This window comes from Desulfonatronum sp. SC1, from assembly GCF_003046795.1.
Lineage (GTDB): Bacteria > Desulfobacterota > Desulfovibrionia > Desulfovibrionales > Desulfonatronaceae > Desulfonatronum.
The window spans coordinates 60,980-75,817 of record NZ_PZKN01000008.1 but is presented as its reverse complement, the minus strand read 5'-3'; the positions used below and the strand labels follow the sequence as shown (position 1 = coordinate 75,817).

Sequence of the window (14,838 nt, the reverse complement as noted above, 5' to 3'; positions counted from 1 at the left end):
AGAATCGTCATGAGCGGATGGATTGTCCGCTGAAACTCCTGATTAAGTCAATTTTTTACAATAAGTCTTTCAAAATTTTTGAAAGAATTCTTCAAGCTAATCTACATACACACATAATATCAAGGAATTAAAATGCAATGGCATATTGCCGAGAGCTCTTAAAATATGGCCATTTTATCAACGATAGTCACGGGCATACAATCAGAGTGTCGCCACCATTGACAATCAATGACAATGAAATCGACTTTTTATGCCATGCTCTTGAAAAGGTTCTGCTGACATGATGAAAAAGCAATTGATAAGCAGCGGCATTCCTCTTGTGCTGGTATCCGGCATTCTTTGGGGCACAGTTGGAATCGCAACTCAATCCATATACCGAATATCTGGCATTGATGCACTGACCATCGGTTTTTTTAGATTAGCTATCGCCTTTCCATTTGTCTATCTGTTCTCCTTAGTATTTTTGAAGAACAACCGCAAACAAATAATTCATCGAGATCGCGGCATTATCTCTTTACTCGGCGTATTGCTTGCCGCCTATCAAGTGTTGTATTTCGCGTCCATAGGGTATGTGGGAGTGTCGGTCGCTACCGTGGTCACTCTTTGTACAGCTCCCGTCATTGTCGCCATTGTTTCTGTTTTTTTCATGAAGGAACCCTTGACACTCAATATATGCTTGGCGCTCTTTTTCGCATTGGCGGGTACCATCTTCATCGTCGGTATTCCTGACTTTGATGTATCTATCCACGACAATAGCCCTTTGGGTATGTCGCTCGCGTTTGGCTCGGCACTCGGATATGCAGCGGTAACCATTTTAGGCCGATCGTTAAGTAAGGACTATCACCCACTGCAAACCACTGTCATCGCCTTTGGTGTCGGAGCGATCTGCCTCCTCCCTTTCGCCTCATTTTCATCTGTTGTTGTCAGCGGCCCCTCTGCAGAAATTATCCGTCTCTTATTGTATATTGGACTCATCCCCTCAGCCTTGGGGTATACAATCTTCTTTATTGGAATGAAAACCGTTACAGCATCCACCGCGTCCATACTTACTATGGTCGAACCATTGACGGCAAGTGTTCTTGCATGGATTTTATTTGATGAAAATTTGAAATCATCCGGCTATTTTGGAGCAGCATTGATGATTCTTGCGGTACTCTCTTTGTGCTTAAGCAAAGAAGTTGCTACAGCAGGAAAACGGGCAGCGCCATCCGGATCATGAATCCTCGGCGCTGCTCAATGATCCGAAACCATACACGTTTGTTTTTGATAGGCCTTTGGACTTACACCATATCTCTTTTGGAAATACTTGTATAGGTGGCTCTGATCGTTAAAGCCAGCCCGCAATGCTGCATCTGCGATTGCACGTCCTTTGGAAAGCAATGCCTTTGCCTTTTCAAGGCGCAATTGAATGAGATATGCATGTGGAGTAAGTCCCGTTGCCTTTTTAAAAAAACGAATGAAATAATAAGGACTGCAATCTAGATAAGAGGCGACTTCATCAAGAAAAATATTGTCTTCAATCCGATCATAAAATAAATCTATGACTTTTTTTAGCCTCTTATCTTCATCATAACGAGCTTTCCGTGTACCTGGAGTGACTGCGCCACAAAATCGGATAAGGCTTAACACTGCGGTTAGAAAGAAAGTCTGCCTTTCCATGCTGCCTGAACAATCATTAAGCAAAGAAGATTCAAGAGATAAAAGAAGACGAATAATTATCTTGGATTCGTAAAAATTTGTTCTCAATTCAACAGGTGCTTCTTTGAAGCCCCAATTTTCACGGCACGTACTTTCCAATTTAGCCGGGGATAGGTAGAATGTTTTTAAGCTTCTGTTGCGGTACTCGCAAGGTTCGTTGGAGTGGACTTCGCCTGGATAAATGACACCAAAAAAACCAGGTTTAAGAAGTCTCGTTTCTCCTTTCTGGATGATCTTTTCACCACATGAGAGGTTGAGCCAGATGCAGTAATTTTCATGCAAATGGGGAGGAAAGCTGAAACTGGACTCCTGGCAATTTAAAATTTCAAGTCCATCAACGTCCTTATGCTTGAAATATCTTACTTTCAACACGCTCACCGTTGATCCTCAACCTCAAGGATATTTAATAGCTATTGGATAACCCACTGTCATCATACCAAAACCACGTCTGAATCACATCCATCCCCAAAACGGGAAGGAACCGGGGTCAGGTCTTGTTTTTTGACTTGTCTCGTCCTTTTTGATGATCCTGCCGACGGTGGCCTAGTGAATCCCCCGATGTGCGGCAATCGTCATGCCTGCAACTGGGGCGGGGGTCTCGGCAGGAATGCCGGTTGCCCGGTGCCCCCGCACAGATCCGTACGTGAGGAATTACCTCATACGGCTCCTACCTTGAGTATTTGGGGTCAAATCGTACCCATGGCCAAGGATGGCTTGGCAACTTCCTCGGTGCATCCTGTCATGAAGATCGGAGATGTTTTTCTCGACATGTATCGTCTGCGTCCACGCGGACAACCACTCACACCCTGGTGTATTCCGCACAGTCCTCCTGAAACTCGGTGATTATTTCCTCGGTAAGGGTCGGTCGAAGCGAAGGCAGAATTTCCAAGAATGTCTCAGTGGTGACCAGATAATCATGTTGCAGTTTTAATTCCTGTTCAAAGGCGTACTGCCGTACCTTCTGAAAAAGATACTCGATATCCGCCGGAGTGAAGAGCGGGGTGAGGGAAACCAATCTGTCCAGGTCGACAGTTCCGCAATTTGTGCGCTCGATATAGTGCTCGAATATGGTTTTGCGTCCCTGCTCGTCCAGGCTGCCCACTGGAATGATGCAGTCGAAGCGGCCGGGTCTGAGTAGCGCCGCGTCCAGTTGCCGGATATAATTGGTTGCGCAAATGAGAAGATTTTTTCGGTTCCTCGCTTTCAGCAAAGGTACCTGCTTTAGGAACTCATTGGTGATGGACTTGTCGACCCGGGAGGCATGATCGCGGCTGCCCGCAATTTCCTCGAACTCATCAATAAAGACCACCGTCTCATCCAAGTCATATACCTTTTCCATGATTTTCTTCAGGTTGGCCCCCAACCGGTCTTGACCGTCCTCCATCAAAACGCTCGGGCTGATTTCGATGTACCACCACTGAAGGATGCCGGCGATGGCCTTGACGAAATGGGTTTTTCCCGTGCCCGGGGGACCGAAAAAGATAATGGCCCTCGGCGGCGTAACACCGTGCTTGCGGGCGAGATCTGCTTTTTGGAGAGTACGGATAATCCTGTTATTCACCACCTGTTTCGGAGGTTGGGAGTCGGAAATGGTCTCCCAGACGGCCCGGTCGATAACCTGCGCGCCGAATTCCCGGAGACACTGGATACGTTTACTGTCCCTGGCGTCCTTGGTAACCGGATCAATGTTTTCAATGAAGTCGATACATGCCAACTTGAGCCCTACGTCGCGTCCCAATCTTTCAGAAAGTACCCACTTGTGCTGGAGAATCCTGGACCAAAGCAAGGCGGCTGTTTCAGGATCGAACTTCAGGCCGGTTGCGGCAAAAATTTGCGCTGCGCTATCCTCCTGATCAGAGACAAAACTGACATCTGGGGCATCCTCGCTTTGGAAATTCACAGCATCTATTTCGTCCGTTGATTCCTTTGCTCCATTATTCATGTTCGTTCCTTCTGAAGGGTGCTTTTTAAAGGTTAACACTACAGCGAAACTTCATGCTTTGACCAGCAGGAGGCCTTGCGAGTTGCCCACGGAAGACACGGATAAGCACGGAAAATCCTGGGAAGGAGGGCATCTTGCCCTCGGCATTATCATGAGTTTCGGCAACGTTTCGCTGGAGTGATAGGCTCGATGCATTTCGGTCCGTTTTCTCCTCCGGGCATCCCAACGGGATTCCGTCCCATAGCCCAGGTTTTCCCTGAATCACGTGCCGGCAAGAGCCTGGACTATTTCCTGTTGACGATGGAGATGAGGCAATCCTGCATCAATGTTCCCGACTGCATGTCCATCCACGGGCTTTGCACAGTGACGTCCACCTCATTGCCCTTCTTGAACATGGCGGACTCATCGCTGACAATCACCTCCCGGATGCCGTCCTGCGCCCTGTAAAACTCCACCACCGCGGCCACGGAATCGCTGGTGTGAAAAGCCGTGCCTTGCACGCCGAGTCCTTCATTCAAGAATTGCGTGGCGCCCGGATGTTCCTTGGCGCCAGGATATACGGCCACCCCGAACTGTTCCGCGGCCAAGGCGATGCAGGGCATGGAGGCAAAGGCAAGGATGAGGAAAGTACAGACAAGCAATTTCGTTCGCATGACAGGGTCTCCTTGAAGTTTGAGGTGAGAAGAAAATGATTGCAAGACGACGAAAGTGGGCTGGACCTCTGAAACCAGCAAAAAGATCATTTTTTTGATCCTTGTCAGGTTCACTTTGACCTGTCAAACCATGGTTCACCATCACGCAACGCTGAAAATTCCCTATCCTGTTTCCGCCTTGTCCTTGCCTTGCTCTTTCCGATGTGTTTCCTTGGCCCGACACATCCAAAGCAGAGCCACGGAAGACTTCCCGTCCCGGTTCACTTCATTACTCTTTGCCCAGGACCATCCATGACCACCATTGACCACTGCGCTTTCCATTCCCACACCCGCCTGGACTACAGCCTGAACGACCTGCTCCCCATTCTGGAACAGGCCGGCGAACTGGACCCCGAACGGCGACGGATCGTTCTGGACCAGGCCCGGCAACGGGACATCGCTCTTGATGATCCGCTGTCCGGGTTGGACCTGCTTTTGGGGCTGAAGCTGACCCGGGCCAAGGCACCTCGGGAGCGCCTGACCGAGGAAAGCGTTCTCCGGACCCTGGCCGCCAGGTTTGGCTTGGAGTTCAAGCGGCTGGACGTGCTGGAACTGGATCTGGAGGTCAGCACCCGGACCATTTCCGAGGGCTTTGCCCGGACCAATCTTCTGGTTCCGCTGCGCATCGTGGACGGCCATCTGGAAATCCTGGTCCACAACCCGTTCCGCCCGGAACTTTTGGAAGACATGTGTCGGGTCACGACCTTGCCGCTGCGTTTGTTTCTGGGCACCCGGGCTGAAATCACCCGGCTGATCGACGATTTCTACCAGTTCCGCCAAGCCGTGAAGGCCGCGGAACAGGAGTTTCTCAGCGCTTCGGAGTCCCTGGCCAACCAGGAACAGCGGGTTCGGGTCGGGGATCGATCGGATCCCCGTTCACAGAAGCATGTCAGCAAGGCCGTGGATTATCTTCTGCACACGGCTCTACGGGAACGGGCCAGTGATATCCATCTGGAACCCAAGCGCGACGCTTCCCTGGTTCGGTTTCGCATCGACGGGGTGCTCCATCCCCTTTACCGCCTCCCGCTGACCGTGCACCAGGCCATGATCAGCAGGCTCAAGGGCCTGAGCCGACTGGACATCTCTGAAAAGCGACGGCCCCAGGACGGACGGGTCCAGCTCGTGCTGGACGACATCCGGACTGATGTCCGGATCTCCACCATTCCCGTGGCCTTCGGAGAAAAAATGGTCCTGCGCCTGCTCTCCAGCGACACCACGCTCAAAAAACTGGACGAGTTGGGCATGGAGCCGGACAAACTCGCCCTGTTCCGCTCCTTCCTGGCCCGCTCCAACAGCCTGGTGTTAGTCACCGGCCCCACGGGCAGCGGCAAGTCCACCACCTTGTATTCGGCCATGAAAACCCTGGCCCACTCGGGCGTGAACGTGCTCACCCTGGAGGACCCCATCGAGATGGTGGTGGACGATTTCAACCAGATCGGGGTTCAGCCCAAAATAGGAGTGGATTTCGGCCAAGTGCTCCGGCACATCCTGCGCCAGGACCCGGACATCGTGATGATAGGGGAAATGCGCGACCTGAACACGGCCCAGGAAGCGGTCCAGGCCGCCCTGACCGGCCACTTGGTCCTCTCCACCCTGCACACCAACGACGCGGCCTCTTCCATCACCCGGCTGCTGGATCTAGGGCTGGACGCCTTTCTGATAAACGCGGCCTTGGCCGGAATCGTGGCCCAACGTCTGGTGCGCACCCTCTGCCCGCACTGCAAGGTGCCGATTCAAACCCCGGAGGATCAGGCCATACTGTGGCGAAGCAGTGGCCTGGACGCGCCGGAAACGGTCTGGTCCGGACCGGGCTGCGAGTTCTGCCGCAACACCGGCTACCTCGGCCGCACCGGGATCCACGAAATTTTGCCTTTTGACGAGGAAGTCCAGGACGCCGTGCGCCAAGACACGAACCTCACCGCCCTGCGTCGCCTGGTTCGCGCCAAGGGCGTGGCCAGCCTGTTTCAAAGCGGGATCGTCAAGGTGCTGGCCGGGACGACCACCATGGACGAGGTCGTGCGCGTGACAGGCGGGGTGAACGGGTGATCCGCTATAAGAAAACCGCCCGCTTCGCTCAGGACACGGAGAGCGCCAAGAAGAAAAATTGGTGTCTTATGCTGGAATGCATGCAGGAGACAAAAGACTTCACGCCTATCGGCTCACTATTTGGGAGCCAAATCCTTTTTTGAAAGCAGCTTTCCCCTCTGCTTTCAAAAAATGTTTTTACTTGGCGTCCTTGGAGCCTTGAGCGACCACGGGAGCGGGTGGTTCGCAAAATGACTGCTTATCAGGCCTGCTCCCGGTCCCGCGCACCCTGGTAGACCTTGGCCAATCCGCCCAGGGCCGTTTCCCGGTACAGGCTGGGCAGGTCGTGGCCGGTTTGCTGCATGGCTTCCACCACCTGGTCGAAGCTGATCAGGTGGCGACCGTCGGAGAGAAGGGCGTATTCCGCCGCTGCCAGGGCGCGAATGGCCGCAAAGGCGTTGCGCTCGATGCAGGGCACCTGGACCAGCCCCAGGATCGGATCGCAGGTCAACCCCAGGTGGTGCTCCAGGCCGATTTCCGCCGCGTATTCGATCTGATGCGGCGACCCGCCCAGGAGCTGCGCCGCCGCGGCCGCGGCCATGGCGCAGGCCACGCCCACTTCCCCCTGGCACCCCACCTCTGCCCCGGAAATGGAGGCATTGTGCTTGACCACGTTGCCCACCAGCCCAGCCGTGGCCAGTGCCCGCAGCAGGTATTCGTCCTCCAGGCCCAAATCCCGTTGCAGATACGACAGCACAGCGGGCAGGACGCCGCATGAACCGCAGGTGGGCGCGGTGACCACGAAGCCCCCGGCGGCATTGTGCTCGGACACGGCCAGGGCATGGGCCGAGAGAAGCCCGGTCCGTCCGGCGGAGCGGCGCAGTTGTTTGACCCGGGTTAAAAACCCCCTGGCCTTGCGTTGCAGGTTCAACCCTCCGGGAAGCGACCCTTCCTCATCCAGCCCGGCGGCGATAGCCTCCTGCATTTTCAGCCAGACAAAGCCCAGATGATCCCAGAGATCCGACCCTTCCACCGCCTCGGCCAGAGCCCAGAGAGGCTTGCCCCGTGACTCGGCCCAATCCAGGATTTCCTTCATGGTCGTCTGGGCATAGAGCTTCGGGGTTTCGGCCCCGCTTTGCCCGGCCTCCCGCAACTCCCCGCCGCCGATGCTGAAGACGGTCCATGATTCCAGGGAGCCGCCGTCCGCGGCCAGGGCCTCGAACTGCATGCCATTGGGATGCTCAGCCAACGCCTCCTCGCTCCAGATCACGTCGCAGGGCAGAGGCAGCAAGCCCTGGGCAACCGCCTGGTCCGTCAGGTGGCCGCGCCCTGTCAGGCTCAAGCTGCCGTACAGCGTGACCCGGACCCTGGCGGTTTGCGGATGACGCGCCCGAAACATCTCCGCGGCCCGGCGCGGCCCCATGGTATGACTGCTGGACGGCCCCATCCCATAGCGGTACAATTCCCGCAATGACTGCATATCCGTTCCCCCTTTCTCGTCAATATTGATTGTCGCTTTTTGTGGGAGGATAAAGCAAGAACATGCCCTCCACAAGAAATATGACCCCGCATTTCATATAACGGTCAAAAAGAATTGCGATCCAGCAACGCTTGCCCAGCCGCCTCGTGCTCCATCCGGTTACCCCATGCCTTCCCTCCCCTCGCCTCCACCCTCTTCCCCAGCCCTGCATCCCTGGATGGATCGTTTTCTGGAATACATCCTGGTGGAAAAGGGGCTTGCGGAAAACAGCGTGGCCGCCTACACCACGGACCTGGAGTCTCTGCAACGCTTTCTAAGCCCAGAGGGGCTGGAGTTGGAGCGCTTTTCCAGCCAACACGCTTTACTGTACTTGCTGCACCTGCGCCAAGCCGGACTGCAAAACCGCTCCCTGGCCCGGCACCTGGCCACGTTGCGCGGCCTGTTCGCGTTTCTGGTTCGAGAGCGGCTGATCGCCGAGAGTCCGTTGGAGAAACTGGAAAACCCCAAACTGCCCCGCCACCTTCCGGACGTACTCGGGCGGGAGGAGGTCACGGCCCTGCTGGCCCAGCCGAATCTTAACGACAAGCTGGGGTTTCGGGACCGGACCATGCTCGATCTGCTCTACGCCGCGGGGCTGCGGGTCTCGGAACTGATCGGCCTGCGTCCCGGGGACGTGGACCTGCAGGCCGGATTGCTACGGGTCTTTGGCAAGGGCCGCAAGGAACGGGTCGTGCCGATGCACGCCTCGGCCGGGAAATACCTGGACATCTACATCCAGAACTGGCGTCCGGCTTTCAGGCCGAAAACGGATGTCCTGTTTCTAAACCGCTCCGGCAAGGGGCTGACCCGCCAGGGAGTCTGGAAGCTGATCAAGGCCTACGCCCAAAAGGCCGGCATCCGCCAACCCATCTCCCCGCATACCCTGCGCCACTCCTTTGCCACGCACCTGCTGGAAGGCGGGGCCGACCTGCGCACCGTGCAGATCCTCCTGGGCCACGCCGACATCCTGGCCACGGAAATCTACACCCATGTCCAGACTTCGCGCCTGAAAAGCCAACACCAAAAACACCATCCGCGCAGTCGCTCCACAACCTCTCAGCCCCAGCCCAAGCATCCTCCGCGAACCACGCCCCCCCCAACCCCCAAAACCTGAACCGTGAACCCCAAATGCCCACATCTCCCAAAACCCTGATCACCGCCCACAACAACGCCGATTTCGACGCCCTGGCGGCCATGGTCGCCGCGGGCAAGCTGTATCCGGACGCGGCGCTGATTTTTCCGGGCAGTCAGGAAAAAAACCTGCGTAATTTTTTCATTCAGAGCGCAACCTATCTCTTCAATTTCCAGTCCATGAAGGAGATCGACGCATCGGCAGTGGAACAACTGGTGGTGGTGGACACCCGACAGCGCTCCAGGGTGGAGCATGTCCGCTCCGTGTTGGAGCAGCCCGGCCTGACCATCCACGTCTACGACCACCATCCGGATTCGGAGGAGGACCTGCCGGCCCAGAAAAGCGTGGTTCAGCCTTGGGGATCGACCACGGCCATTCTGGTCCGGGAGATCCGCAAGCGAGGACTGGCCGTGAGCCCGGACGAGGCCACGATCATGGGACTGGGCATTTACGAGGACACTGGGGCTTTCACCTTTTCCTCCACCACCACCCACGACTTTGACGCCGCTTCCTGGCTCCTGGCCCGGGGCATGGACCTGGACACCATCTCGGACCTGATCACCCGGGACCTGAGCGCGCAGCAGATCCATCTGCTGCACGCCATGCTCGGCACGGCCGCGGTGCACGAAATCAATGGGATCGAGGTGGTGATCACCGAGGTCAGCGTGGACGAGTACGTGGGGGATTTCGCCGTGCTGGTGCACAAGCTGGTGGACATGGAGAATATCCGGGTGCTCTTCGCCCTGGCCCGGATGAACGACCGAGTGCATCTCATTGCCCGCAGTCGGCGCCCGGAGGTGGACGTGGGGCGGATCTGCGGCTTTTTCGGCGGCGGGGGGCACGTCTACGCCGCCTCCGCGACCATCAAGGACCGCACTCTGTCCGAAATCAAGGACGAGCTGTTCGCCCTGCTCTACTCGCATATCAACCCACAGATCCTGGTCCGAGACTTCATGTCCAAGCCCGCGGTCACCGTGCCCGAGGGCACGACCCTGATCCAAGCCACGGAAATCATGACCCGCTACGGCCTGAAGGCCATTCCCGTGGTCCAAAAGGATGGGGCCTGCGTCGGCATCCTGGAGCACCAGCTTTCGGACCGGGCCGTGGGCCACGGTCTGGGCGAACTGACCGTGGACGAGTACATGCAGCGGGACGTGGCCGTGCTCACGCCCGAGAACGATCTCTACGCGGTGATGGAGATCATCCTGGGCCAGAGGCAGCGCCTCGTACCGGTGATGGAGGACGGCCACGTCAGCGCGGTGATCACCCGTACGGACCTGATCACCATCTTCATCCAGGAATCCGCGCGGATTCCGGAGTTTTTGTTGCCCGAGCGCAAAACCGAGCGCAACATCAAGAGCATGCTCCGCTCCCGGCTGCCGGAGCCCATCCTTGGCTTGTTGGAGCACGCCGGAGCCCTTGGCCGTGACATGGGCGTGGACGTCTACGCCGTGGGCGGCTTCATCCGGGACATCCTGCTGAACCGGCCGAACCTGGACATCGACCTGGTGGTGGAGGGCGACGGGATCGGCTTTGCCCAGCTTTTCAGCCGCGAACTGGACGGACGGATCCGGATGCACAAGAAATTCCAGACCGCCGTGGTCATCCTCCCGGACGGCCAGAAGGTGGACGTGGCCACGGCCCGCCTGGAATATTACCAGTACCCCACGGCCCTGCCCACGGTGGAGCTCTCCTCCATCAAGATGGACCTCTACCGCCGGGACTTCACCATTAACGCCCTGGCGGTGCGCCTCACGCCAGACCATTTCGGCAATCTGGTAGACTTTTTCTCGGCTCAAAAGGACATCAAGGAGCGGACCATCCGCGTGCTGCACTCCCTGAGCTTCGTGGAGGACCCGACCCGCATCCTGCGGGCCATCCGCTTCGAGCAGCGCTTTCACTTCCGGATGGACCGTCAGACTGAACGACTGATCAAGAACGCCATGAACCTGAACCTGTTTCAGAAGCTCTCCGGGCGTCGGCTGTTCCAGGAACTGCGTCTGATCATGGAGGAACGCGAAGTCCTGGCCTGCTTCCGGCGGATGGACGGCTTCACCCTGCTCCAGGTGCTCCATCCCCTGCTCCGGCTCACCGACCAACTGGAAACCACCCTGGGCGAGGTGGAACGGGTTCTGAACTGGTACCGCCTGCTCTACCTGGAACCCAAGGCCCAGTCCTGGAAACTCTATTTCCTCGGCCTGGCCTCGGCCCTGGACGACGCCCAGTTTCAAATCCTGATGCGTCGCCTGAACTTTTCGGACAAAGACGAAACATCCCTGTGGGGCATGCGCCGTTCCCTGGATGAAACCATTCACCTGCTGAGCCAGTGGCAAAGCCGCAACGGGGCCATCAGCGAGCTGTTCTTCATCCTCAACCAACTGCCCCTGGAGTCGATTCTGTTCCTGATGGCTCGCGGTCAAAAGGAGGCCATCCGCCGGAACATCTCCCTCTTCCTGACCCAGCTCAGGACCCAGAAAGTCGCGGTGACCGGCAAGGACCTCAAAGCCATGGGCCTGCCACCCGGGCCGCACTATTCCGAAATCCTCCGGGCCGTCCAGGCGGCCATGATCGACGACAAGGCTCCGGACCGGAACAGCCAACTGGTTCTGGCCGGGAAGCTGGTGGATGGGTTCAAACAATGAGAACCACGATGACTGGTCTCAATCCGAAAATATGAGGAACCGCGAACGGCTCTCTCGTGATGCCTCGGTTTGGGCCTTTAGCGGCAAGGCTTTCCCGACTCTGATATGCATCAGGGCGGAGTTGTGTATCGAAGATGCTCGGCGGCCTGGATATTCAGCGGCTATTTACTCCAAGTACGCGGGATGTGGCATTGATCCCCTGCCCTAGGGGTTGCGGCCGTATCTATTTTGAAATACTGATCACAAAATTTAATCCGGAGTCTTTGAGGCCACTGGATACTGCCACCAAATGGCATCGACTCGAAAACGAACTCCTTCTGTAACGACCCAGCATGTTTCGCGCTTGGCTGTATCCAGGCTCTTTACCCCACGCCAAGCTGAATATTGTCGACTATTGGCACTTGTCCCGGTGTGAACTATCTTGTCAACACTAAACAAATCGAAAGGAGCAAGGATGTCGTCGATAAAATCTCGGTTCACCCAAATCGTTGAGCAGTGCATGCGCAACGGGATTTCGGACCTGCACATAGCGAGCGGACATCCCCTGGTGCTTCGCAAGGATGGAAAGATTCATATTCAGAAGGGGGCGGGATTCACCGGTACCGAAGTCGACGAGCTGGTCAAGGCCATTGCCACCAGGGGACACTTGGCCATGCTCCGTGACCGTTGGTCCGTAGACATGGGGTTATCCCTAGCCGGGGCTCGGCTGCGCATTAATATTTTCGCCACCACCCGTGGTCTGTCCATGGCGATACGTTTTCTGCCCGGATGCATTCCGGATTTCGAAAGCCTAAACCTGCACCCATCCCTGAGGGACTTCAGCCGGGCAAAGTCCGGTCTCGTCCTGATTTGCGGTTCAACCGGCAGCGGCAAGTCCACGACCATCGCTGCCATGCTGGAAGCCATCAATAACGAACGTCCGGCTCACGTGGTCACTCTGGAAGACCCCGTGGAGTACCGCTTCTCCACTTGTCAGGCTTTTGTGGAACAGCGAGAGTTGGGCGTCCATTTTCAAACCTTTGAACAAGGCTTGACGGACGTTCTGCGTGAAGCTCCGGATGTAATCATGGTCGGAGAACTTCGCGAGGCCCCGACCATCCGCCTGACCCTGAACGCCTCGGAATCCGGCCATTTGGTCATTGCCACCTTGCACGCCGGTAACGCTGAAGAAGCTCTTTTCCGTTTATTCAACGCCTTCCCTCCCGACGCCCAGAATCTTGTCCGCCACCAGATTTCCACATCCCTGGTCGGAATCGTCATCCAACACCTGGAATTCTTCCCGTCCGAAGGATTCCAGGTTCCAGTACTTTCCATCATGCGTTCCACCCCGGCAATTCGTGGGTTGATCCGCGAAGGTCGCACCACGCAGTTGGAGTCGGCCATTGAAATGGGCAGCGAGGATATGATGTTCACGTCCAATCGCTACCGATCTGAGTTTCTGGCCAATAACCGCCAACTCGTCTCGCCCGCGGCCTCATTCAAACCTTCAGTGATTAAGAACGCCCAAAATGAGCACATTTCACCACTGGTGAACATATATGCAGCCAAGGACGACGAAATAACAGGAAGTCCGCCTCCCTCCGGCGAGCCTCGAGCGATGAAAAAATCCACAGCAACGGATTTCGTGGCCCGTCAGAAAGCGAAACAAACCAACCCCAATGGCCTGGTCATGCCTGAAAACTTGGATGAAATAGAGGAGTACCTGGAGACCCTGAGCAACTTGGGAGAAAAAATCTGCTCAAGGACTTAAAAAAGAGGCAGGGCAACTACTCAGAAGAGGCAGAAAAAATATCTGGATAGCGTAAACGCGTCGGCCTTCGCCGACATGACTAACGTGGAAAAGGCTTGCTCCAATTCGTTATTCCGGCGAAAGCCGGAATCCAGAACTGGAGAATGATCAGGCACCATATGTGCTGAATAGTTACGAGGCAGGGATATCAAATTGTTACGGAGAGCCCCCGACGCGCCAACAGATTGTGAACGATCCGAGATGTGGGGCCTGATAAGGGTTTCAGTTAGGTGTTGAGGCGCCTGCCCTGCTCCAGGTTTCCGCGATGTGTTGCAAGCGGTTGGCCACAAAGGCCAGGCGTTTGGCTATTTCGGAGAAATCCTCGGATGGAACGGCTTGTCCTTGGCCCGTGCCCTTGTCCATCGTGTCGGCCAGTTCCGTCACCACCTGTTCCAGGCGCTGGAGCACTTCCCGTGCGGCAGGTCGCGTTTGCGTCTCGGAAGGTTCCGAGGGCGTGGCAGGCATCGGCTTGGCCGCGGGGCTTTCCACGGGCAGATGCAGGCCTTGAAACATCGTGAACAGCGATTCGGCCCAGAAGCCGTGAACATGGGAATGCAAGGTATCCGGGGCCATGCGCTTGACGATCAGGTTGGCGACCCGCGCCAGGGCCAGCGAACTCGGAGCCTGGGGCCGGAAGGCGACGGGGAGAACGGAGCGGGTCGAGGCAGCATGAAAGACGGGATCTTCGGGAATGCCGCCCAGCGGGAGAATCAGCGCTCCCAAGTGCTTTTTGCAAACAGCGGCGAAACGTTTGACCAGCGTTGCCTGATCAAAGTCCTGCTTGACCCTGTTGAGCAGGATATACGGCGGTCGGCGAAGTCCGTTCTGCCGAAGAACCTTAAGCAGTGCGTAACCGTCGGTTACGGAAGTCGGCTCTGGATTGAGAACGATAATCTGTTCCCGGGCGGCCAGACAAAAGGCGACAACCTGTCTGTGAACACCCGGCGCATTGTCCAGAAGTAGAAAGTCATAACTGTCCAATGATCTAATTTTCTTTAAAAATTCTATCCTCTTTGCCTTGGTCAACGCTGTAAGGGCGGTGATGCCGGATCCTCCGGAAATGACGTCCAGACCGGGCCGCACAGTGGTTATGGCCTGTTGAATGGGAAGGTCGTTGACAATGACGTCTTCCAGGCTATGGCTGGGCGAAATCCCCAAGAGCACATCCACGTTGGAAAGCCCGAGATCCACGTCCACCAGACAAACCCTTTTCCCTCGCTCCGCGAGAATCCAAGCCAGACAAGCCGCCACGGAAGTCTTACCGGCCCCACCCTTGCCGCTGGCAATGGCGATGGTCCGGGTTTTGGGCTTGGGGGCAACGGCACCTTCGTTGGCTTGAGAGGCAGGAGAGCGAGAAAAATCTTTGTTGGCAAGCATGAATTGTCACCGATAACGAGTT

Annotated in this window: 10 protein-coding genes; 5 read left to right on the top strand and 5 right to left on the bottom strand. The window is 56.4% G+C overall.

All coding sequences use genetic code 11. The features are described from left to right. Positions 1–280 precede the first annotated feature (280 nt). Positions 281–1,219, top strand: a complete 939-nt coding sequence (locus C6366_RS06185) for a DMT family transporter (RefSeq protein WP_107736472.1) — start codon at positions 281–283, stop codon at positions 1,217–1,219. Positions 1,220–1,233: 14 nt separating this feature from the next. Here C6366_RS06185 and C6366_RS06180 read toward each other — a convergent pair whose 3' ends face one another. The 3 genes from C6366_RS06180 to C6366_RS06170 form a co-directional block, all read right to left on the bottom strand. Continuing rightward, the gene (locus C6366_RS06180) at positions 1,234–2,076 is read right to left on the bottom strand and encodes an AraC family transcriptional regulator (RefSeq protein WP_107736471.1); all 843 of its coding nucleotides are present in this window, start codon (positions 2,074–2,076) and stop codon (positions 1,234–1,236) included. 421 nt (positions 2,077–2,497) lie between these two features. Further along, entirely contained in the window at positions 2,498–3,640 is a 1,143-nt protein-coding gene (locus C6366_RS06175; protein ID WP_107736470.1) for an ATP-binding protein, read from the bottom strand. A gap of 284 nt (positions 3,641–3,924) precedes the next feature. Further along, positions 3,925–4,293: a hypothetical protein gene (locus tag C6366_RS06170; protein ID WP_107736469.1), complete on the bottom strand. Its 369-nt coding sequence runs from the start codon at positions 4,291–4,293 to the stop codon at positions 3,925–3,927. A gap of 291 nt (positions 4,294–4,584) precedes the next feature. Here C6366_RS06170 and C6366_RS06160 point away from each other — a divergent pair, with 291 nt between their 5' ends. After that, positions 4,585–6,378, top strand: coding sequence for a GspE/PulE family protein (locus tag C6366_RS06160; RefSeq protein WP_233248410.1), 1,794 nt, complete (start codon positions 4,585–4,587; stop codon positions 6,376–6,378). Between the two features lie 241 nt (positions 6,379–6,619). Here the strand turns inward: C6366_RS06160 and C6366_RS06155 are convergent, their stop codons facing one another. Continuing rightward, a complete protein-coding gene (locus C6366_RS06155; protein WP_107736467.1) occupies positions 6,620–7,837 on the bottom strand; it encodes an L-serine ammonia-lyase, iron-sulfur-dependent, subunit alpha in 1,218 nt (405 codons plus the stop codon). Between the two features lie 166 nt (positions 7,838–8,003). Here C6366_RS06155 and xerD point away from each other — a divergent pair, with 166 nt between their 5' ends. From xerD to C6366_RS06140, 3 genes are all read left to right on the top strand, one after another. Next, the gene (gene xerD, locus C6366_RS06150) at positions 8,004–8,990 is read left to right on the top strand and encodes a site-specific tyrosine recombinase XerD (protein ID WP_233248409.1); all 987 of its coding nucleotides are present in this window, start codon (positions 8,004–8,006) and stop codon (positions 8,988–8,990) included. 14 nt (positions 8,991–9,004) lie between these two features. Beyond that, positions 9,005–11,650 carry a CBS domain-containing protein gene (locus tag C6366_RS06145; protein WP_107736465.1) on the top strand — a complete coding sequence of 882 codons (2,646 nt, stop codon included), beginning with the start codon at positions 9,005–9,007 and terminating at the stop codon, positions 11,648–11,650. A 454-nt stretch (positions 11,651–12,104) separates the two neighbouring features. Next, positions 12,105–13,400, top strand: coding sequence for a type IV pilus twitching motility protein PilT (locus C6366_RS06140; protein ID WP_107736464.1), 1,296 nt, complete (start codon positions 12,105–12,107; stop codon positions 13,398–13,400). A 261-nt stretch (positions 13,401–13,661) separates the two neighbouring features. Here the strand turns inward: C6366_RS06140 and C6366_RS06135 are convergent, their stop codons facing one another. Then, positions 13,662–14,816 (bottom strand): AAA family ATPase, encoded by a 1,155-nt coding sequence (locus tag C6366_RS06135; protein WP_107736463.1) that lies wholly within the window; start codon positions 14,814–14,816, stop codon positions 13,662–13,664. Positions 14,817–14,838: the final 22 nt, after the last annotated feature.